General features: G+C 28.3%; 21 protein-coding genes. 15 read left to right on the top strand and 6 right to left on the bottom strand.

Going from position 1 to position 20,373, the window contains the following annotated elements:
- Window positions 1-16: 16 nt before the first annotated feature.
- From gyrB to dnaA, 5 genes are all read right to left on the bottom strand, one after another.
- Window positions 17-1,918, bottom strand: a complete 1,902-nt coding sequence (gene gyrB, locus KGF39_RS13190; protein ID WP_054272121.1) for a DNA topoisomerase (ATP-hydrolyzing) subunit B — start codon at window positions 1,916-1,918, stop codon at window positions 17-19.
- The gene (recF, locus tag KGF39_RS13185) at window positions 1,919-3,034 is read right to left on the bottom strand and encodes a DNA replication/repair protein RecF (RefSeq protein ID WP_227822649.1); all 1,116 of its coding nucleotides are present in this window, start codon (window positions 3,032-3,034) and stop codon (window positions 1,919-1,921) included. It lies immediately after the preceding gene.
- Window positions 3,035-3,050: 16 nt separating this feature from the next.
- Window positions 3,051-3,257 carry a S4 domain-containing protein YaaA gene (gene yaaA, locus KGF39_RS13180; RefSeq protein ID WP_003420479.1) on the bottom strand — a complete coding sequence of 69 codons (207 nt, stop codon included), beginning with the start codon at window positions 3,255-3,257 and terminating at the stop codon, window positions 3,051-3,053.
- A gap of 137 nt (window positions 3,258-3,394) precedes the next feature.
- Entirely contained in the window at window positions 3,395-4,501 is a 1,107-nt protein-coding gene (gene dnaN / locus KGF39_RS13175; protein ID WP_107594288.1) for a DNA polymerase III subunit beta, read from the bottom strand.
- A 241-nt stretch (window positions 4,502-4,742) separates the two neighbouring features.
- On the bottom strand, window positions 4,743-6,062 hold the full coding sequence (gene dnaA, locus KGF39_RS13170) for a chromosomal replication initiator protein DnaA (protein ID WP_255643363.1): 1,320 nt from the start codon (window positions 6,060-6,062) through the stop codon (window positions 4,743-4,745).
- 658 nt (window positions 6,063-6,720) lie between these two features.
- Here dnaA and rpmH point away from each other — a divergent pair.
- The 12 genes from rpmH (at window position 6,721) to KGF39_RS13110 (ending at window position 16,988) form a co-directional block, all read left to right on the top strand.
- Window positions 6,721-6,858: a 50S ribosomal protein L34 gene (gene rpmH, locus KGF39_RS13165; protein ID WP_003420485.1), complete on the top strand. Its 138-nt coding sequence runs from the start codon at window positions 6,721-6,723 to the stop codon at window positions 6,856-6,858.
- Between the two features lie 77 nt (window positions 6,859-6,935).
- Complete coding sequence (gene rnpA, locus KGF39_RS13160; RefSeq protein WP_003429302.1) at window positions 6,936-7,280, top strand: ribonuclease P protein component; 345 nt, start codon at window positions 6,936-6,938, stop codon at window positions 7,278-7,280.
- Window positions 7,281-7,312: 32 nt separating this feature from the next.
- Window positions 7,313-7,564: a membrane protein insertion efficiency factor YidD gene (yidD, locus tag KGF39_RS13155; RefSeq protein ID WP_003429301.1), complete on the top strand. Its 252-nt coding sequence runs from the start codon at window positions 7,313-7,315 to the stop codon at window positions 7,562-7,564.
- A 31-nt stretch (window positions 7,565-7,595) separates the two neighbouring features.
- On the top strand, window positions 7,596-8,303 hold the full coding sequence (locus KGF39_RS13150) for a YidC/Oxa1 family membrane protein insertase (protein WP_054275523.1): 708 nt from the start codon (window positions 7,596-7,598) through the stop codon (window positions 8,301-8,303).
- The gene (jag, locus tag KGF39_RS13145) at window positions 8,272-8,901 is read left to right on the top strand and encodes an RNA-binding cell elongation regulator Jag/EloR (RefSeq protein ID WP_227822648.1); all 630 of its coding nucleotides are present in this window, start codon (window positions 8,272-8,274) and stop codon (window positions 8,899-8,901) included. The genes KGF39_RS13150 and jag overlap by 32 nt, the downstream gene beginning before the upstream one ends.
- 108 nt (window positions 8,902-9,009) lie before the next feature.
- Window positions 9,010-10,389, top strand: a complete 1,380-nt coding sequence (gene mnmE / locus KGF39_RS13140) for a tRNA uridine-5-carboxymethylaminomethyl(34) synthesis GTPase MnmE (protein WP_227822647.1) — start codon at window positions 9,010-9,012, stop codon at window positions 10,387-10,389.
- 94 nt (window positions 10,390-10,483) lie between these two features.
- Window positions 10,484-12,379 carry a tRNA uridine-5-carboxymethylaminomethyl(34) synthesis enzyme MnmG gene (mnmG, locus tag KGF39_RS13135; protein ID WP_227822646.1) on the top strand — a complete coding sequence of 632 codons (1,896 nt, stop codon included), beginning with the start codon at window positions 10,484-10,486 and terminating at the stop codon, window positions 12,377-12,379.
- A complete protein-coding gene (rsmG, locus tag KGF39_RS13130; RefSeq protein ID WP_227822645.1) occupies window positions 12,372-13,091 on the top strand; it encodes a 16S rRNA (guanine(527)-N(7))-methyltransferase RsmG in 720 nt (239 codons plus the stop codon). Before mnmG ends, rsmG begins: the two co-directional genes overlap by 8 nt.
- Window positions 13,092-13,254: 163 nt before the next feature.
- Complete coding sequence (gene noc, locus KGF39_RS13125) at window positions 13,255-14,040, top strand: nucleoid occlusion protein (RefSeq protein WP_227822644.1); 786 nt, start codon at window positions 13,255-13,257, stop codon at window positions 14,038-14,040.
- A gap of 134 nt (window positions 14,041-14,174) precedes the next feature.
- Window positions 14,175-14,945: a ParA family protein gene (locus KGF39_RS13120; RefSeq protein ID WP_054275517.1), complete on the top strand. Its 771-nt coding sequence runs from the start codon at window positions 14,175-14,177 to the stop codon at window positions 14,943-14,945.
- Window positions 14,946-14,949: 4 nt separating this feature from the next.
- Window positions 14,950-15,813, top strand: a complete 864-nt coding sequence (locus tag KGF39_RS13115; RefSeq protein ID WP_227822643.1) for a ParB/RepB/Spo0J family partition protein — start codon at window positions 14,950-14,952, stop codon at window positions 15,811-15,813.
- Window positions 15,814-15,845: 32 nt separating this feature from the next.
- Window positions 15,846-16,988, top strand: coding sequence for an aminotransferase class V-fold PLP-dependent enzyme (locus tag KGF39_RS13110; RefSeq protein WP_227822642.1), 1,143 nt, complete (start codon window positions 15,846-15,848; stop codon window positions 16,986-16,988).
- 169 nt (window positions 16,989-17,157) lie between these two features.
- On the opposite strand, the gene KGF39_RS13105 is transcribed toward KGF39_RS13110, so the two are convergent.
- Complete coding sequence (locus KGF39_RS13105) at window positions 17,158-17,733, bottom strand: GerMN domain-containing protein (protein ID WP_227822641.1); 576 nt, start codon at window positions 17,731-17,733, stop codon at window positions 17,158-17,160.
- 259 nt (window positions 17,734-17,992) lie between these two features.
- Here KGF39_RS13105 and rstA point away from each other — a divergent pair, with 259 nt between their 5' ends.
- From rstA to KGF39_RS13090, 3 genes are all read left to right on the top strand, one after another.
- Window positions 17,993-19,285: a toxin production/motility transcriptional repressor RstA gene (rstA, locus tag KGF39_RS13100; protein WP_054275513.1), complete on the top strand. Its 1,293-nt coding sequence runs from the start codon at window positions 17,993-17,995 to the stop codon at window positions 19,283-19,285.
- A gap of 104 nt (window positions 19,286-19,389) precedes the next feature.
- A complete protein-coding gene (yedF, locus tag KGF39_RS13095) occupies window positions 19,390-19,992 on the top strand; it encodes a sulfurtransferase-like selenium metabolism protein YedF (protein ID WP_227822640.1) in 603 nt (200 codons plus the stop codon).
- Between the two features lie 78 nt (window positions 19,993-20,070).
- The gene (locus KGF39_RS13090; protein WP_054275511.1) at window positions 20,071-20,334 is read left to right on the top strand and encodes a DUF3343 domain-containing protein; all 264 of its coding nucleotides are present in this window, start codon (window positions 20,071-20,073) and stop codon (window positions 20,332-20,334) included.
- Window positions 20,335-20,373: the final 39 nt, after the last annotated feature.

Genomic DNA, 20,373 nt, shown 5'->3' with positions numbered 1-20,373 from the left:
TACTAATCCCCTCTCTCTATATATCTAAGTTTCTAACAAATCTTGCATTTTCTTCTATAAATTCTTTTCTTGGAGCAACCTTATCACCCATAAGCATTGAAAATACTTCATCTGCAATTGCAGCATCTTCCACAGTAACTTGTAATAAAGTTCTTGTCTCAGGATTCATAGTTGTTTCCCATAATTGCTCTGCATTCATCTCTCCAAGACCTTTATATCTTTGAAGTTCCACACCATTTCTTCCAATTTCATCTAATAAGATATTTAACTCTTTATCTGAATAAACATAATGTTCCTTCTTTTGCTTTGTAACTTTATATAAAGGTGGCTGTGCTGCATAAACATACCCCTCATCTATAAGAGGTCTCATATATCTAAAGAAGAATGTTAATAATAAAGTTCTTATATGAGCTCCATCTACATCGGCATCGGTCATAATTATAATTTTATGGTATCTAGCCTTATCTATATCAAAATCTTCTCCAATACCACAACCATAAGCTGTTATCATATTTTTTATTTCATCTGAAGATAATATTCTATCTAGTCTTGATTTCTCAACATTAAGTATTTTACCTCTTAATGGAAGTATAGCTTGACTATTTCTATCTCTACCTTGCTTAGCTGAACCTCCCGCTGAATCCCCTTCGACTAAGAATATTTCACTTTTAGCAGGGTCTTTTTCTGCACAATCTGCCAATTTCCCAGGTAAAGATGTACTTTCTAACACACTTTTTCTTCTTGTTAATTCTCTTGCTTTTTTTGCAGCTTCTCTAGCTCTCTGTGCTCTTAAAGCTTTATCAACTATTATTCTAGCTGTTGATGGATTTTCCTCTAGGAAAGAACCTAGTTCATCAACTGTTACACTATCAACTACACCTCTCATAAAACTATTACCTAGTTTTGTTTTAGTTTGTCCTTCAAATTGAGGTTCTGGTAGTTTAACTGATACTACAGCTGTAAGACCTTCTCTTATATCTTCACCTAGTAAGTTAACATCATTTTCTTTTAAGAATTTATTTCTCTTAGCATAATCATTTACAGTTTTAGTAAGAGCTGCTTTAAATCCACTTAAATGGGTTCCTCCCTCATGTGTATTTATATTATTTGCAAAAGAATATATGTTCTCTGTATAACCATCTGTATATTGCATAGCTAATTCGACAATACAATCATCAACTTTTTTATCTATATAAACTATGTCATCATGTATTCCAGTTCTAGTTTTATTTAAATATTTAATATATTCTACTAAACCGCCTGTATAATAAAATTCTTTTCTTTTTTTCTGATCTTCTCTTTTATCTTCAAATACTATTCTTATTCCTTTATTTAGAAAAGAAAGTTCCCTAAGCCTATACTCTAATGTTTCATATTTAAATTCTATTTCATCAAATATTGTAGCATCAGGCATAAATTGAATTATTGTTCCTGTATTTTGAGATTCTCCAACTACTTCAAGCTTAGATGTTGGTAGACCTTTTTCATATGTCTGCTTATATATCTTTCCATTTAAATAAACTTCTGCTGTCATCCATTTTGACAATGCATTAACTACAGAAACACCAACCCCATGAAGACCTCCAGATACTTTATATCCTCCGCCTCCAAACTTTCCTCCTGCATGAAGATTAGTTAGTACTGTTTCTAAAGTTGATTTACCAGTCTTAGGATGTATTTCAACTGGTATACCTCTTCCATTATCTTTTACTAAAACACTGCCATCTTCATTAATAGATACATATATGTCTGAACAATATCCTTGTAAAGCCTCATCTATACTATTATCTACAACTTCATAAACTAAGTGATGTAGACCCCTAGGACTTGTACTACCAATATACATACCGGGTCTTTTTCTAACGGCTTCTAATCCCTCTAATACTTGTATCTGACTTGCACCGTATTCTTGTTTCATTTAATTTCCTCCATTCTCTATGCTAATAACATCGCCATTTTCAATATTAAATATTGTAACATTTTTTTCATCAAATATTTTTTTATGTGAAATCTCAGCACTTGTTATAAACATTTGAACATTGCTTAAATTGTTTACTAAAAGTTTTTGTCTTGCTTCATCTAGCTCACTAAAAACATCATCTAAAATTAATATGGGATATTCTTCAACTTCATTTTTTATTAATTCTATTTCTGATAACTTTAACGATATTGAAGCAGTTCTTTGTTGACCTTGTGAACCAAAAAGTCTTGCATCTAAATCATTTATGAATATATTTAAGTCATCTTTGTGTATACCATATCTAGTAGTTCTAGATTCTATATCATTAGGTCTATTTGATGACAATTTGGCTAAAAATTTATTATATACTGTTTCTATAGTGTCTTCATCAGTTATATTTATTTGATTTTTATATCTAATTGATAGTCTTTCAACTCCATTAGTCAAATTCATATGCATATTCTCAGATATATTAGCTATCTTTTTTATAAAGTCTCTACGCAAAATATAAATATAACTCCCATACTTTGCCAATGTTTCATCATATATATCTAATAAAGCTTCATCAACATGTATACTTTTAAGCACCCTACTCCTTTGAGAAAGTGTTTTGTTATAATTGGTAAGATATTTATAATATTTAGGTATAATCTGACTAATCTCTTTGTCTATAAATGCCCTTCTTTCTTTAGGACCCTCTTTAACCAATCTCAAATCCTCAGGAGAAAATATAACCACATTTAAGTTGCCAAGTAGCTCCTGTATCTTTTGTAAAGGGACTTTATTTATTCGTATCCCCTTTTTATCTTTTCCAATAATTAGCTCTATTAGACTATATTTATTATATTTTGAAAAACTTCCTCCAATATATAAGTTTTCACTATTAAATCTAACCATTTCTCTATCTTTGTTGGTTCTAAATGATTTTCCAAAAGAAAGCATATAAATAGATTCTACTATATTTGTCTTTCCTTGACCATTTTTCCCAACAAGTAGATTTACTTTCCCATTAAATTCCAGATGCAACTTTTTATAATTTCTAAAATTAACAAGTTGCAAACTTTTAAGTTTCACAAAAAGTTCTCCTTTTTTACAATACTTTTATTTTAGTTCCTTCTATTTCAACTATATCTCCTGATTTTATCTTTTTTCCTCTTCTTAATTCTATTTCATCATTTACTGTCACTAAACCTTCTTGAATTAAAAATTTTGCATGACCTCCTGTTGATGCAATCTCTGCTAATTTTAGAAATTGATCCAACTTTATATATTCTGATTCTATAGTTATTTCAGTCATAATAGTTCCTCCTTGCCACTATTTTAAACAAATTCCTATTGATACACTAAAAGTATATTATACCATAAATATGCTTATAAAAGGAGTTGTCTAATATTAGAAAAATTTTTCTACAAAAGACAACTCCTTCATGTCTGCTATATATTTGATGATATTCTTACTGGAAGTAGTAAGTAAATATAATTAACATCATCCGTTGGTTTAATTATACAAGGATTTACATTTGTAGTAAATTCTATAAATATTTCCTCATTATCTATATTTTTCAAACCTTCAATAAAGTATCTAGAATTAAAAGCTATATCTAGATAATCTCCATCTAAATCTATTTCAACTTCTTCATATACATTTCCTTTTTCTGTATTAGAAGTAATTGCCATTACTTTATCTCTTATAGATAATTTTATAAGATTATTTTTTTCTGATTGAGATAATAAAGATGCTCTTTCTATGCTATTTAAAAGTTCTTTAGTGTTTAACTTAACTCTACTATTATGTTCTCTTGGTAATAATTTTTTATAATCAATAAAATCTCCCTCAAGTAATCTTGTAATAATTTTTGTATCATTAATTATAAAAATAGCATTTTTTTCGTTAAATCCAACTTTAACATTATCTTCTCCAGAAAGCAAACTATTGACATCTATAAGTGTCTTTCCAGGAATTATGACTTTTATATTTTCAGTTAAACTGTCAACTGAACAGCTTTTCACAGCTAATCTATATCCATCAATTGCTACTAAATTTAAGTTTCTATCTACAATTTCTAAAAGTTCTCCCATTAAAATAGGTTTCGTTTGATCTTGTGATATAGCAAATACAGTTTGTTTAATCATATTTTTTAGGATTTCTTGAGGTATGCTGTATAAATCTTCTTCGTTTAATTCTGGTAATTTAGGAAATTCTTTTGCTGCATATCCTTTAATTTTAAATCTTGAATTTACACAATTTATGTAAATATTATTTTCTGAATCAGTTTCTATTTCAACAAAAGAATCTGGTAATTTTCTAATTATATCTCCAAATAATCTTGCATCTACAACAATATCGCCTTTTTCTATAATTTCTGCTTGTACATAAGTTTCTATTCCTATTTCAGCATCATATCCAGTAAGTTTTAATTGACCCTCTTCTGTAGATATAAGTATACCTTTTAAGAGCTCTATCGTTGTTTTTCCATTAATAGCTTTTTGAGCAATCCCGATTCTATTTGCTAGGATTTTTTGATTACAAATTATTTTCAATGTGGATAACCTCCTCTGGCTTTTTATATAAAAAAATAAGTTAAAATCATAGTAGTAATAGTAGTAGGTGTTGTTGATAATGTTAATAAGTATGTGTAACATTATAAATACAAAGATATTAACATGTGTATAAGATGTTAATATCTTTGTTATTTTAGACTTAATAATTTGTTAATAATTTTTATTCAAAAAAAATATTAACAGGTTATTCAAGAGATATAAACATGCAATTGTGTATAAGTTATCCCTTCAAATCTGATATAATTTTATCTATTTTAGTCTTAATTTCTTCACTTTCTTCTATATCTTTAGATACCTTGTCATGAGCATGAATTACTGTTGTATGATCCCTACCTCCAAACTCTTCTCCTATTTTGGGAAGGGATAAATCAGTAAGTTCGCGCGTTAAGTACATAGCTATTTGTCTTGGATAAGCTATTGAACGTGTTCTTTTTTTAGAATTAAAATCTTCCATCTTTAGATTGAATACAGAAGATACTTTTTCTTTTATTCTAAGAACATTTATTTCTTCATTTTTAGAAGTTGTTATAATATCTTTCAAAGCTTCTGTAGCAAGATCGAAAGATATTACCCTATTACTAAGAGAAGAATAAGCAACTACTCTAGTTAAGGCACCTTCTAGTTCCCTTATGTTTGATTTAATATTCTTTGCTATATATGACATGACTTCATTTGGCACATCTATACGTTCTAGTTGAGCCTTTTTTCTAAGTATAGCAATTCTTGTTTCAAAGTCTGGTGCTTGAATATCAGTTATAAGTCCCATTTCAAATCTCGATCTTAATCTATCTTCTAGTGTAGGTATATCTTTTGGTGGTCTATCACTAGAGATAATTATCTGTTTATTTGCTTCATGAAGAGTGTTAAATGTATGGAAAAACTCTTCTTGAGTTCTTTCCTTTCCAGCTATAAATTGAATATCATCAATTAATAAAACATCTACGTTTCTATATTTATTTCTAAATTCTTCATTTTTATCATCTTTTATAGAGTTTATAAGTTCATTAGTAAATTTTTCTGAAGAAACGTATACAACTTTTGAATCTTTTTTTTGGCTAACAATATGATGTCCTATAGCATGCATTAAGTGCGTTTTACCTAAACCAACTCCTCCATACAAAAAAAGTGGATTGTAAGCTTTAGCAGGAGATTCAGCAACTGCAACACATGCAGCATGAGCAAATCTATTGCTATTACCAATAACGAACGTATCAAATGTGTATTTTGGATTTAGGTTAGGGTAAAGTACTCTATAATTTAAATCTGAACTATCGGAATTTAAGTCAGCAACTTCCTTTTCGCTCAATACAAATTTAATATTATACTTTTTTAATGACAGTTGATTTATAGCATCTTCAATTAAATGCAAATATCTATTTTCTAGAATATCTTTATTAAAATCACTAGGAGCTAGTAGTATCAAGTCATTAAGATGTATTTTTAATGGTACGATGTTTTTAAAAAAGGTATTAAAACTTACTGAAGTTAAGTCACCTTTTATTAATTGTAGGGTTTTGTCCCATAAAGAAACTATATCCATAATATAAACCTCCGAACAGAATAATTAATATTTTCCACAAAGTTATTAACAGAAAAGCAAAAATATATATAAATTTTACAGAATAACTAAATTTATGGATAATGGTGTTGATAAATTAATAATAGTATAAATTATTAAAAAAAGATGAAAAGATATAAACAATATGTAGATAAAGTTATAAATAACATAAACATACAATAAATGGTGATTATAACTAGAGTATTGTCAGCAATCTTAAAAGTTATACACAAAAGTATCCACAAGCTGTGAATAATTTCTAATAAGTTGATAACATTTATACACATTATCAACAAGTATATTTATAATATCAAAATATATGTCAAACTTCAATGATTTGTAACTAATTTATCCACAATATTAACTAATTGTTGATAAAAATATAAACATGTTAAAATTACTTTATTTGTGTATATAATTGAAAAAAGTAATTTAGAATAAAATTAAATAGATTTTTACTAGTATTTTCAATAAAAAAAATACATAATATATATATGGTATATTTTGTGATATAAGCGTCCCAAAAACTCGTTGACAACAGTAGTAAAAGTATTTATAATTATATGTGTTATGTTTACTTTGAGGGTAAAGTTATTATTTTTATAAACGGAAAATAAAATCTGAAAGGCGGTGCAAAATAATGAGTAAAAGAACTTATCAACCAAAAAAGAGACAAAGAAGTAAAGAACATGGTTTCAGAAAAAGAATGAAGACGTCTAACGGAAGAAACGTGTTAAAGAGAAGAAGAGCTAAAGGAAGAAATAGATTAACTCATTAATTACAAAAGGGCCGCTGCAAAGGTGGCCTTTTTGTGTAAATAATTACAATTCATAGCTGTGTTTATGGAGGTTAACTATGGACTTTAATAGGACTAAAGGGTTGAAAAAAGACTCTGATTTTAGAAAAGTATATAAACACGGCAAATCTTTTGCAAACAAATATTTAGTAATATATATACTTAAAAACAAATCAGATTATAGTAGAGTAGGTATTTCTGTTTCAAAGAAAGTAGGAAAAGCCATTACTAGGAATAGAGTAAGAAGACTAATAAAAGAAGCCTACAGATTAAATATTGATGAAAAAATTAAGCCTGGATATGATATAGTATTTATAGCAAGAGTATCTAGTAAGGATGCTACTTTTAAAGACATAGACAAGTCTATAAAAAATTTAGTTAAAAGAACGGATATTTCTATTTAAATTGTATGCTATAAATATGGAGGTTAATGACTTTGAATAAAATAATTTATATATTAAAGGAAATAAGTAAGTATTTATCGAATTTATGTATTTATTTAGTGAGATTTTATCAAAAGTATATATCTCCCTTAAAGGGACCTACCTGTAGATTTTATCCAACTTGCTCACAATATTCAATAGAGGCGTTTAAGAAATATGGATTTGTAAAAGGTATGTATTTAACAATAAGAAGACTTTTAAAATGTCATCCTTTTCATCCAGGAGGTTACGACCCTCTAAAATAAAAGAGAGTAACTATTAGGAGGTATAAAAAAATTGAATATAATAGGAAATTTCTTAGGATTGATTCTTAAGGTAATATTTGAATTTGTTAATCATTATGGTATTTCTATAATACTTTTTACTATACTAGTAAAGATTATTTTATTACCATTAACAGTTAAGCAGACTAAGTCAACAAAGGCAATGCAAGATATACAACCTCGTATAAAAGAGATACAAGAAAAATATAAAAATAAGCCAGAAAAACAAAATGAAGAAATTGTTAAGTTATATGGAGAAGCTAAAATTAATCCACTATCTGGTTGTTTACCTTTATTAATACAGTTTCCTATATTAATAGGATTATTTAGCGTTTTGAGAGAGCCAGTTGCTCATGGCGTTTTTGCAAATCAAGCTGCGTTTTTAGCAGCTGACAATGGGTTTTTATGGATAAAAAGCTTAACAGCACCAGATTATATACTAGCAGTATTTTCAGGAGCAAGTGCATATGTTATGCAAAAAGTAATGACTCCAAAAGATCAGTTACAAGGCTCTATGAAAGTAATGACATATGTAATGGCAGGTATGTCTTTCTATTGGGGATTTATATTCCCAGCAGGACTTACATTGTACTGGACAGTAAGTAACTTATTCTCAATAGCTCAATATTACTTAATAATGAATCCTTTAAAAGCTAAGCTGGCTGCTAACTCTAAGGAGGAAAAAGTTAATGAGAAAAAGCCTAAAATTAATAAAAAGTAGAAGTAAGGAAGAAGCTATAAGTAAAGCTATAGCAGAGTTAAATTTAAAAGCAGAGGATATAGAAGTTGAAATACTTGAAAATCCAAGCAAAGGGTTTTTGGGTTTTATAGGTGCTAAAGATGGTACTTATGAAATTTTTGTTATCGAGAGGGAACTACATGTAGCTAAAAATTTTATAGAGGTAATGTTGAGAAATGCAAATGTTGATGCCAAAGTCAATGTATCTCAAAAAGATAATTTAATCATGGTTGATATTGAAGGCAAAGAAGCTGCAAGTTTAATTGGTAGAAGAGGGGAAACTTTAGATTCTATTCAATTTTTGACTGGATTAGCTCTTAATAAAATAAATAAAGATTCTCACACAAGAGTACTTGTAGATATAGAAAACTACAGATCAAAACGAGAAGAATCTTTAATAAGATATGCTAATAAAGTTGCTAGAGAAGTAGCGAAAACGAGAAAAACTAAAAAATTAGATTATATGAATCCGTATGAGAGAAGAATAATACATTCAGCTCTTCAAAACGACAAATATGTAATTACATATAGTGAAGGAACTGATCCATATAGAAGATTAGTAATTGAGTGTAAAAGATAAAATCAACCTCCTAGACATTAGGGGGTTTTATTTTTTAATCTTATTATATTATTGTGATTAGTTAAACGTAAATCTATATGTAAAAAATTATAAATAGAGGTGATAAATTTGTTTATAGATGATACAATTGCGGCAATAGCCACAGCACCTGGAGAAGGTGGTATAGGAATTCTTAGAATAAGTGGAGAAAAAGCTTTAAAGGTTGCAGAAGAAATCTTTAGGTCTATGTCGGGAAAGAGTATTGAGAAATATAATAAGAGAACATTAATATATGGAAATATAGTAGATGATGAGAATGTAATTGATGAAGTTTTATTGGCATATATGAAAGGTCCAAACTCATATACAGGAGAAGATGTTATAGAAATCAATTGTCATGGTGGATTTATTTCAGTAAAGAAGATATTAGAACTAATATTATCAAAAGATGTTAGGCTAGCAGAGGCTGGTGAGTTCACTAAAAGAGCATTTTTAAATGGGAGAATAGATTTATCTCAAGCAGAGGCTGTAATTGATGTTATAAAAGCCAAAACTGATATAGCTCATGGGGTTGCTCAAAATCAATTAGAGGGGTCTTTATCAAAGAAGATAAGAGAATTAAGAGATAAAGTTACGGAGATATTAGCTCATGTAGAAGTTGCTATAGATTATCCTGAGGAAGATATTGAGCATATAACATATAAAACTCTTAAAGAAAAAACTAATGAACTTCAAAAAGAAATTAAAAAGTTATATGATACAGCTGAAAGTGGAAAAATACTTAGAGAGGGCTTAAAGACAGTAATTGTTGGTAAACCAAATGTAGGGAAATCTTCACTTCTTAACTCTATTTTAGGAGAGAATAGAGCAATAGTTACTGATATACCAGGAACTACTAGAGATGTTATAGAAGAGTTTGTAAATATAAAAGGAATACCTTTAAAAATTGTTGATACAGCAGGTATAAGAGAGACTGACGATATAGTCGAAAAAATAGGTGTTGAAAAGTCTAAAGAATCATTTACTAGTGCAGATTTAATTATAATGGTTTTAGATGCATCTAGAAAGTTGTCAGAAGAAGATATAGAGATATTAGAAAAGCTTAAAGATAAACAAACGATAGTACTGTTAAATAAGAATGATTTGAAACAGGAAATTGAAGAAGAAAAAATACTTAAATATGTAGAAAATAATAGTATAATAAAAATATCAGCTTTACAGCAAGAAGGAATAGAAAAATTACAAGATAAAATAGAGTCTATGGTATATAAAGGCAATATTAAAAATGATTCTAGTTTAGTAGTAACAAATTCCAGACATAAAGATGCACTTAGTAAAGCATATAAATCTGCAACAGATGCTTTAGTTGCTTTGGAACAAAGCATGCCATTTGACTTTGTAGAAGTTGATTTAAAAAATATATGGGACTATCTTGGGTATATTAATGGTGATACAGTAACAGAGGATTTACTAGATAATATATTCCATAATTTCTGTATAGGGAAGTAAGGTACAAAAATAAATTTGTTTTTATTATAGAGATTTTTAAAAAATTTATAGTGTTTCTCATGAAACATTAATTTTAAAAAGAAAGGAATTATAAATGATAAAGTTTGAAGCAGGAAAATATGATGTTATAGTGGTCGGAGCAGGACATGCTGGATGTGAAGCTGCTTTGGCTACTGCAAGAATGGGATATAAAACTTTGATAATAACGATGTCTTTGGATTCTATAGCATTAATGCCTTGTAATCCATCGATTGGTGGAACTGGTAAAGGTCAATTGGTTAAAGAAATAGATGCCTTAGGTGGTCAAATGGGATTAAATATAGACAAGACATATATACAAAGTAGAATGTTAAATACTGCCAAAGGGCCAGCAGTTCACTCTTTAAGAGCACAAGCAGATAAATTTAAATACCATGAAGAAATGAAAAAAACATTAGAAAATGAGCCAAATCTTGATATAGCTATGGATGAAGTTGCAGAAATATTACATGAAGGAAATGTTGTAATAGGTGTTGGAACTAAACTAGGATGTTCATTTAAATCTAAAGCTGTAATATTGGCTACTGGAGTCTATTTGAATTCAAAAATATATATGGGTGAGGTTGCATTTTATGAAGGTCCTAATGCATTGGGATATGCAAAATACCTTACAGATAGCTTAGTTGATTTGGGTCTTAGAATGAGAAGATTTAAAACAGGAACACCAGCAAGAGTTCATAGAGATAGTATAGACTTCTCTGTAATGTCCTTACAAGAAGGAGATGAAAAAGTAACTCCTTTTTCATTTATGAATGAAAATATAGAGAAAGAACAAGAACCTTGTTACTTAACAAGAACTACAGAAGAAACTCAAAAAGTTATATTGGATAACTTAAAAAGGTCTGCTATGTATAGTGGAGTAATAGAGAGCACTGGACCAAGATATTGTCCTTCTATAGAAGATAAAGTAGTAAGATTTAGTGATAAAACATCACATCAATTATTTATAGAACCAGAAGGATTAAATACTAAAGAAATGTATATACAAGGAATTTCAACTAGTTTACCTTTTGAAGTTCAATTAGACATGTACAAAACTATAAAAGGACTTGAAAATTGTAAGATAATGAGACCTGCATATGCTATTGAATATGATTGTGTTGACCCAACACAACTAAAGATTAGTTTGGAAATAAAGGGCGTTGAGAACTTGTTTAGTGCAGGACAGTTCAATGGTACTTCTGGATATGAAGAAGCAGCAGCACAAGGGCTTATGGCTGGTATAAACGCAGTTAGAAAGATAGAAGGAAAAGAGCCTTTTGTATTAGACCGTTCAGAAGCGTATATAGGTGTTTTATTAGATGACCTTGTTACTAAAGGAACTAACGAACCTTATAGAATGATGACATCAAGAGCAGAATATCGATTATATTTAAGACAAGATAACGCAGATATGAGATTAACTCAAAAAGGTTATGATATAGGATTAGTTAAAAAAGATAGATATGAAAGATTCATAAATAAAAAGGCTGCTGTAGAGAAAGAATTTGAAAGATTAAAAAATGAAAGAGTTACACCAAAAGAAGTAAATAGTCTATTAGAAGAAAAGGGAGCAACACCAATAAAGGTTGGAATATCTCTATATGAATTTTTAAAGAGACCAGAAGTTACTTACGAATTGCTTGAGGAATTAGGCAAAGGTGCTGGTGAAGATGTTTCAAGAGAAGTTAAAGAGCAGTGTGTAATAATAACTAAATATGAAGGTTATATAGAAAAGCAATTGAAACAAATAGACCAATTTAAAAAACTTGAGAATAAAAAATTGGATGAGAAAATAAATTACTCATCTATAGAAGGACTTAGACTAGAGGCTAGACAGAAATTGGATGATATAAAACCTATTTCAATAGGTCAAGCATCTCGTATATCTGGTGTTTCTCCAGCTGATATATCAGTTTTACTTATATACCTAGAACAAGTCAGAAGAACTAGAGGTGGCAAAGGTGAATAATATAGAACTTCTGAAAAATGGGATTGAAGGTTTTAATATAAATACCAATAATGGTATGTTAGAAAAGTTTAAAATGTATAGAGAAATATTAGTTGACTGGAATAAAAAGATGAATCTTACTGGAATAGAAGATGAAAAAGAAGTATATATAAAGCATTTTTTAGACTCTATTTCAGCTGTAAAAAACGGATATATAAAAAATGGTATGTCTATAATAGATGTTGGTACAGGTGCTGGTTTTCCTGGAATACCATTAAAAATATGTTTAGATAGCTTAAAGCTTACTTTATTGGATTCCTTAAATAAAAGGATAAATTTTTTAGAGGAAGTTAGTAAAGAATTAAAACTAGACAACATTACATTTATACATGGAAGAGCTGAAGATTTTGGGAAAGATGAAAAATATAGAGAAAAGTATGATATTGCTACAGCAAGAGCTGTTGCTGGATTACCAATTCTCATGGAATTTTGTGTAGCGTTTGTAAAAGTTGGAGGATATTTTATTTGTTTAAAAGGACCTAATGCTAACTTAGAATTAGAAGAATCACAAAAGGCTATTAATATTTTAGGATTAAAGTTTGTTGAAAAAATAGATGTAGAATTACCAGAAATGGATTTAAATCATAATATATTAGTTTTTAAAAAAATAAAGGAAACACCAGTTAAGTACCCTAGAAAAGCTGGTAAACCAGCTAAAAATCCTATTAAATAATTGAGAAATTATTAGAGGCAAGCTTAATTATTTCTCAGGAAATGATTAAGCTTACCTCAAAAAAAACAAAAATAAAGGAATTATTAAAGTAGATGCAGAAATAAATTTGTATGTACATATAGAGAACAAAAATAATTTATATCTAAAATAAGAGAGGTATGTTATGGAAGATAAAAGAGTTATGGAGATACCTATAGAAGATGTAGTTCCAAATCCATATCAACCAAGAAAAATATTTTCACAAGTTTCATTGGAGGAATTGAGCAATTCTATAAAGGTATATGGTATAATTCAACCTATAACAGTTAGAGCGAAAGATGGCAAATATGAGTTAATTGCAGGAGAAAGAAGATTAAGAGCAGCTAAATTAGCAGAACTTAAAACTATACCAGCAATTATAAATAATATGAATGATGAATCTTCTGCTGTTCTAGCGTTATTAGAAAATTTGCAACGAGAAGACTTAAATTTCATTGAAGAAGCAATTGGTTATGAAAACTTAATAAAAGAACATGCTTTTACTCAACAGCAATTAGCAGAAAAATTGGGCAAAAATCAATCTACTGTAGCAAATAAGCTTAGAATATTAAAGCTTCCAAATGATATAAAAATGAAGCTGATAGAGAATAATTTAACAGAAAGACATGCTAGAGCATTTCTTAAACTACCAAGTGAAGATTTAATGCAAAGTGTACTAGACAAAGTCATAAAAAATGAATTGACTGTTAAAAAAACAGAGAAATTGATACAAGATATATTAGAAGAACGTAAAGTTCAAGAAGAGCCTGATAAAAAACAGAATATAAAGGGTGCAATGAGTATAAGGATTTACATAAATACTATAAAGCAGGCCTTTGATGCTATATCAAATACAGGAATTGATGCTAAGTATAATGAAATAGATAAGGGAGATTATATGGAAGTTGTTGTAAAAATCCCTAAAAAATAGAGATTACTGCTTACCAGTAATCTTTTTTTGTAATATAAGCTTTGTAACATAAATTGATTTATAGACATTATTTATAACTATAAAACACCTAGTCAAAATTTAAAATTAATTTAATTCTTAAAGGGGGGAACATCATGGGCAAAGTTATAGCTGTATTCAATCAAAAGGGTGGAGTCGGAAAAACTACAACAAATGTAAATTTAAGTGCTAGTTTAGGAACTTTGGGAAAGAAAATATTAGTATTAGATTTAGACCCACAAGGAAATACAACCAGTGGATATGGTATTAATAAAAATGAAGTAGAAAATACCATCTATGAAATTATGTTAGATGGATTACATATCAAAGAAGCAATAATAAGTACTGAATTTGAAAATGTGGACGTAGTTCCATCAGCTACTGAACTATCAGGTGCAGAGATAGAGCTTACATCTAAGACTAATAGAGAGTATATCTTAAAAAATTCCATAAAATCAGTAATAGATGAATATGATTATATATTTTTAGATTGTCCACCCTCACTTGGGATGCTTACAATAAATTGTCTAACTGCTGTAGATAGTGTTTTAATTCCCATACAATGTGAATACTATGCTTTAGAAGGTGTTAGTCAATTAATGGAAACTATAAAATTAGTAAAATCAAGATTAAATGCTGATATAGAGATTCAAGGTGTTGTCTTAAGTATGTTTGATGGAAGAGCTAATCTGTCAATACAAGTGGTTGAAGAAGTCAAAAAATATTTTAAAGGAAGTGTATATACAACTCTAATTCCAAGAAATGTAAGACTAGCAGAAGCTCCAAGTCATGGAAAACCTGTGATTTATTATGATAAGAGATGTAAAGGGTCTGTAGCTTATTTGGAACTAGCAGAAGAATTTATAGATTTAGAAGAGGAGGAATAGTAGTATGGAGAATAAGTCTAAAAGAAGTAACAGATTGGGTAGAGGTCTTAGTGCATTAATACCAGATATTAAAGGAGAAGCTTCAGAAAAAGAGATAGTCAACATAGATCTAGACAAAATATATCCAAACGAAGTTCAACCTAGAAAGCAGTTTGATGAAGAAAAGATAAAAATACTATCTGATTCTATAAAAAATTATGGTGTTTTACAACCAATAGTAGTTAAAATGGATGAAAATAATAAGTATATGATAATAGCTGGAGAAAGAAGATTTAGAGCATCAAAACTTGCAAATAAAAGTCAAATACCTGCTATAATTAAAGATATAGATATGAAAGAGATAATGGAGATAGCTTTAATTGAAAACTTACAGAGAGAAGATTTGAATTCAATAGAAGAGGCTTTAGCATATAAAAGTTTAATAGAAAATTACAATGTAACTCAAGAAGAAATATCAGAGGCTGTTGGTAAAAGTAGACCTCATATAACTAATACACTAAGACTTTTAAATCTAGGACAAGATGTCATAGAAATGATAGATAGTGGTAGAATTACAGCAGGTCATGGTAAGGCTTTATTGAGGATTGTAGATAAGGACTTGCAATTACAAATAGCGAAAAAAATAGAAGAAGAAGAACTTTCTGTAAGAGAAGTCGAAAATATAGCTAAAAAAATATCTGAAAATAAAGAAGAAGTACCAAAAAAATCTAAGCCTAAAGATGTATTTATCTTAGATGTTGAAGATAGACTTAGAAACATCTTTGGAACAAAAGTAAATATTTCTAAAGGAAAGAAAAAAGGTAAAATAGAGATAGAATACTATAATGATGATGATTTAAACAGTATTGTATCAATGCTTCTTGAATAGAACAAAACTATAAAACAGAGAGGAAGATTGTTATGATTTATTTAGATAATGCTGCAACTACATATCCAAAACCAGAAAGAGTGTATGATGCTGTTTTAGACTGTATGAAAAACTATTGTGCAAACCCAGGTAGAGCAGGACACAAACTCGCTATGAGAGCTGCAAGGGAAATATATGATACAAGAGAGAATATAGCTAAGTTGTTTAATGTTAGTAATCCTATGAATATAGTATTTACATCTAATGCAACAGATTCTTTGAATTTAGCAATAAAAGGTGTATTACAAGAAGGAGACCATGTAATAACAACGTCTATGGAGCATAATTCAGTAATAAGACCTATAAAAGCATTAGAAAAAAAGGGTGTTGAGAATACTGTAGTAAAATGTGACTATGAGGGATTTCTAGATTATGAAGCCTTAGAGAAATCAATAAAGAAAAATACTAAATTGATTGTAACAACACATGCATCTAATGTATGTGGAACTTTAATCGATATAAAAAAGGTTGGAGAAATAGCTAAAAAACATAATATACTATTTTTAGTAGATGCATCACAAACAGCAGGTGTTTATGATATAGATGTAAATAAATGTAATATAGATATGTTGGCAATGCCAGGTCATAAATGCTTATTTGGACCTCAAGGAACAGGAATATTATATGTAAGAGAAGGACTAAATTTAAATATATTAAAAGAAGGTGGAACAGGTAGTAAATCAGAAGAAATGGTTCAACCAGAATTGTTCCCAGATAAATATGAGTCAGGAACTCACAATACTCCAGGTATAGCAGGTCTTAACCAAGGTATATTATTTATATTTGAAAGAGGAATCAACAATATAAGACAACATGAAGAAGAATTATGTCAATATATGATGGACAAGTTAGAGGAAGTACCAGATATAAAGATATATGGCCCAAAAGACAGTAAAAAAAGAGCATCAGTAATAGCTCTAAATATAGGAAATATGGATTCTGGTGAGGTTACTTTTTTATTAGACAGTGATTATAATATAGCAACTAGATCAGGAATACATTGCTCTCCACTAGCACACACTACTTTAGGTACTTTAAAACAAGGGGCAGTAAGATTCAGTATAGGATATTTTAATACAAAAGAGGAGATAGATAAAGCAGTAGAAGCTTTGAAGAAAATTTCAAAAAATAAGTAGTATAGAATTAAACAATATGTAAAAAGAGGTTGTCTCAAAAGATAAGCTTCTTTTTCATTGTGGAAGTAATAAAAATGTATTTAATTTCATACAAAAGAGAGTGACTCATGAACTAAAAGGTTCATTTTGAGGCACTCTCTTTTCTTATAATATAGCATGTCTAAAAAAGTTACTTTAAGTAATCTCCTTCTTCAAGAACGATATGACCACTTTCATAATTAGAACCATCAACAGTAATTTTTATTTGTTCAACATTCATATTTTTTATATAAGTACGAGCAACTGAATCAAGCATTAAAGTTTCTGCATCACTACCTAAGTTTGACTTTGTGAAATCAGAGCTAACATCTAATATGCCAGTTTTCACACCGTCAATATCTTTTGTAGTGAATGAATTTAATTTTGAAGATTCTGGAACAACTTTAAGTTTTTGAAGTTCTTCAAATAGAGTGTTTTCATCAATTTTATTCAAATCAACTTTATTTTTAATTAAATCTGTCTTATCTACATCAAAAGAATAAATAGTAGCTGATTGAGTTTTAGCTTCTTCCTTTGGAGTAGATGTAGTTTTTTTATTAGGAACTTCTTTTTCAGTGTTGTTTTCTTCTTTTGGCTGTTCAACATTTGTATTGCTCTTAGTTTCTTTTTTAGGTGTATCATTTCCAATTTGAGCATTAGTACAACCAATTGCAAATATAGATATAGATAATATACTTAACACTAACATTATTTTCTTATTTTTCATAAAAATTTCTCCCCTCTTAAAAACTATTCTTATATATAATTATAATCGTTATGAGCAAATATATGAATACAAAATAGTAACAAATTTAAAAAATGATTTATTTAAATTAATTAAATTCAAAATAAACTAAATTTTAGTCATTTTTATGGGAAATCATTTAATGTACACAGAAAATATTGTAAAATAAAAGTAGTGTTTTTAAAATAAATATAAGTTATAATTATATTATAAAAAAATGTCTTCAAAAGGTGGGAATAGTATGGAAATTTTGAGCTTAGGAGAAAAGATTAAAAAATTAAGAAAAGAAAAAAACATGACATTAAAAGAATTAGCTGGAGATAGGATAACAGCGGCACAAATAAGCCATATAGAGAGGGATAAGTCTCATACTAGTTATGAACTGTTGGAATATCTAGGAGATAAGCTAGATGTAAGTGTAGAATATTTATTAGAGACTAAAGAAATGCAGTCAAAAAAGATAACTGATAATTTAATACTACAGAGCGAAATTTATATAAAAGAAAATGAGCTAAACAAGGCTGAGGACCAAATAAAAGAAGTTTTAGATATATGTAAGAGATACGATTTAATGGAGAACTATGGCAGATGTAATTTTTTAATGGCTAATATTAATCTGAAAAAATCTAACTATAATGACGCTATAGAAAACTTTGAGAAGGCATTATACTTCTTTATAAAAAATAGTGATAGTGAAAATATACTTAAGTGTTATTTAAACATAGGGAAAATATACATGCAGGAAGACTTTTATAAAGGTGCTATAAGCCACTTTAATTTTGCAGAGGAAATTTTGTTAGAGGGTAAGTTTGAGGATGTTAACATATATAAGGAACTATATAGCAAGATGGCATATTGTTACATAAAACTAGATAATCCCAATATGTCATTGAAGTACATAGACAAGATAAATGAAATAGATAATAGAAATGATAGAAAAGAAGATGTCGATATTTTGGTTTTAAAAGCAAACAATATGCTTGAGATTGGAAAATATGAAGAATCAAAAGATTACTTTAAAAAAGCATTAAAAATACTTGAAAATGAAGATAATAAAACTGGATTAGCAAATGTGTATTTAACAATTTGTGATGTTTATAGAAAAATAGGTGAAACAGATAGAGTACTTGAATATTCACAGAAGGTATATGACATAAAGAAAAATGATGAAGATGAATATATGATGTCAGGTTTATTCAAGATAATAGAAGCATATATAGATAAAGAAGACTATGATTTGGCTAGAAAATATTGTAAAATAGCTTTAGCTTCATCAATAAAAAATAAAAATAAGTTCAATGAATATAAAGCATTAAAATTCTATGCTAATATGTATAAAAATCAAAATGAAATTACTCTTGCAATTGAGTATTTAATTAAATGCATAAAAATAGTATCAGATTTAGGTAATAGTAGAATATTAGCTAACTTATATATAGACTTAGGTCAATTATATTCAAATATATCAAAAGAAAAAGAGTTAGAATATTATCAAAAAGGTGTATTTATGTATAAAAATTTAGAAATAATGTAAGATAAATAAACCTATAAGGGTATAGAAATAATCTATAACAAGCAAGATAATATCTATGATAAAATATAAATTGTATGAATATTTTTAAGGAGATGAATCAAACAATGAGTATAAAAATAGATGCTAGAGGGCTTGCTTGTCCTAAACCAGTTATAAATACAAAAAGAGAATTGGATAACTTAGAAGAAGGAGTTGTAGTCACAGTAATTGACAATGAAACAGCTAAAGAAAATGTATTAAAACTTGCTAAGTCTTTAAATTGTGAAGCAAATATTGTTGATGAGAAAGAGAATTTTATATCTATAGAAATCATAAAAGGTAAAAATATCTTAGAGAAACAAAATATTTTAGATAACAAAGAAAGTGAATTAGAAGATACATGTGTATTTATATCTTCAGATAAGATGGGACTTGGCAATGATGAATTAGGAAAAGTATTAATAAAAGGTTTTATATATACTTTAACAGAGTCTAAGCCTTATCCTAAGTATGTACTTTTAGTTAATGGAGGAGTAAAGCTAAGTGCTGAAAATGAAGAAACTATAGAAAACTTAAAAATACTTGAGAATGCAGGTGTAGAAGTCTTATCTTGTGGGACTTGTTTAGACTACTACAATTTAAAAGACAAATTACAAGTAGGCACAGTTACAAATATGTACACTATAGTTGAAACATTAAAGAATGCATCAAATACCATTTCTTTATAATGTATGTTTGTTTAATAATATAAAACTAATAATAAAGATTAATTCAAAGAGAATTAGATAGTTAGAAAGGATTAAGTAATGAATCAGATGTATATAGTGTCATTTAATTCGACACATCATGCAATAAGATCAGAAAAGTTATTTGGTGAAAATAGTCTAAAAGTAATGGCTCTTCCAACACCAAGAGAAATAACAGCAAGTTGTGGAATATCAATTAAATTTTCTTTTGAAGATATTGAAAAGATAAAAACAATTTTAGTTGAAAATAATGTAGATGTAAAAGGAATTTATTGTATAAGTAAATTAGAAGATGGCTCAAAAGAAGTAGAGAAGTTAGATTAGGAGGTTATCTTTAGTTAATAAAAATATAGATAAATATAG

It is taken from the genome of Clostridioides sp. ZZV14-6345 (assembly GCF_020657775.1).
GTDB lineage: Bacteria > Bacillota > Clostridia > Peptostreptococcales > Peptostreptococcaceae > Clostridioides > Clostridioides difficile_D.
This window is presented reverse-complemented; position numbering and strand designations above follow the sequence as displayed.

Coding starts and splice junctions, on each gene's coding strand:
- KGF39_RS13105 (WP_227822641.1), bottom strand. CDS start 17,733: ATGAAAAATAAGAAAATAATGTTAGTGTTAAGTATATTATCTATATCT.
- rstA (WP_054275513.1), top strand. CDS start 17,993: ATGGAAATTTTGAGCTTAGGAGAAAAGATTAAAAAATTAAGAAAAGAA.
- KGF39_RS13110 (WP_227822642.1), top strand. CDS start 15,846: ATGATTTATTTAGATAATGCTGCAACTACATATCCAAAACCAGAAAGA.
- mnmG (WP_227822646.1), top strand. CDS start 10,484: ATGATAAAGTTTGAAGCAGGAAAATATGATGTTATAGTGGTCGGAGCA.
- gyrB (WP_054272121.1), bottom strand. CDS start 1,918: ATGAAACAAGAATACGGTGCAAGTCAGATACAAGTATTAGAGGGATTA.
- KGF39_RS13115 (WP_227822643.1), top strand. CDS start 14,950: ATGGAGAATAAGTCTAAAAGAAGTAACAGATTGGGTAGAGGTCTTAGT.
- rnpA (WP_003429302.1), top strand. CDS start 6,936: ATGGACTTTAATAGGACTAAAGGGTTGAAAAAAGACTCTGATTTTAGA.
- KGF39_RS13120 (WP_054275517.1), top strand. CDS start 14,175: ATGGGCAAAGTTATAGCTGTATTCAATCAAAAGGGTGGAGTCGGAAAA.
- KGF39_RS13090 (WP_054275511.1), top strand. CDS start 20,071: ATGAATCAGATGTATATAGTGTCATTTAATTCGACACATCATGCAATA.
- dnaA (WP_255643363.1), bottom strand. CDS start 6,062: ATGGATATAGTTTCTTTATGGGACAAAACCCTACAATTAATAAAAGGT.
- yaaA (WP_003420479.1), bottom strand. CDS start 3,257: ATGACTGAAATAACTATAGAATCAGAATATATAAAGTTGGATCAATTT.
- rpmH (WP_003420485.1), top strand. CDS start 6,721: ATGAGTAAAAGAACTTATCAACCAAAAAAGAGACAAAGAAGTAAAGAA.
- noc (WP_227822644.1), top strand. CDS start 13,255: ATGGAAGATAAAAGAGTTATGGAGATACCTATAGAAGATGTAGTTCCA.
- jag (WP_227822648.1), top strand. CDS start 8,272: ATGAGAAAAAGCCTAAAATTAATAAAAAGTAGAAGTAAGGAAGAAGCT.
- yedF (WP_227822640.1), top strand. CDS start 19,390: ATGAGTATAAAAATAGATGCTAGAGGGCTTGCTTGTCCTAAACCAGTT.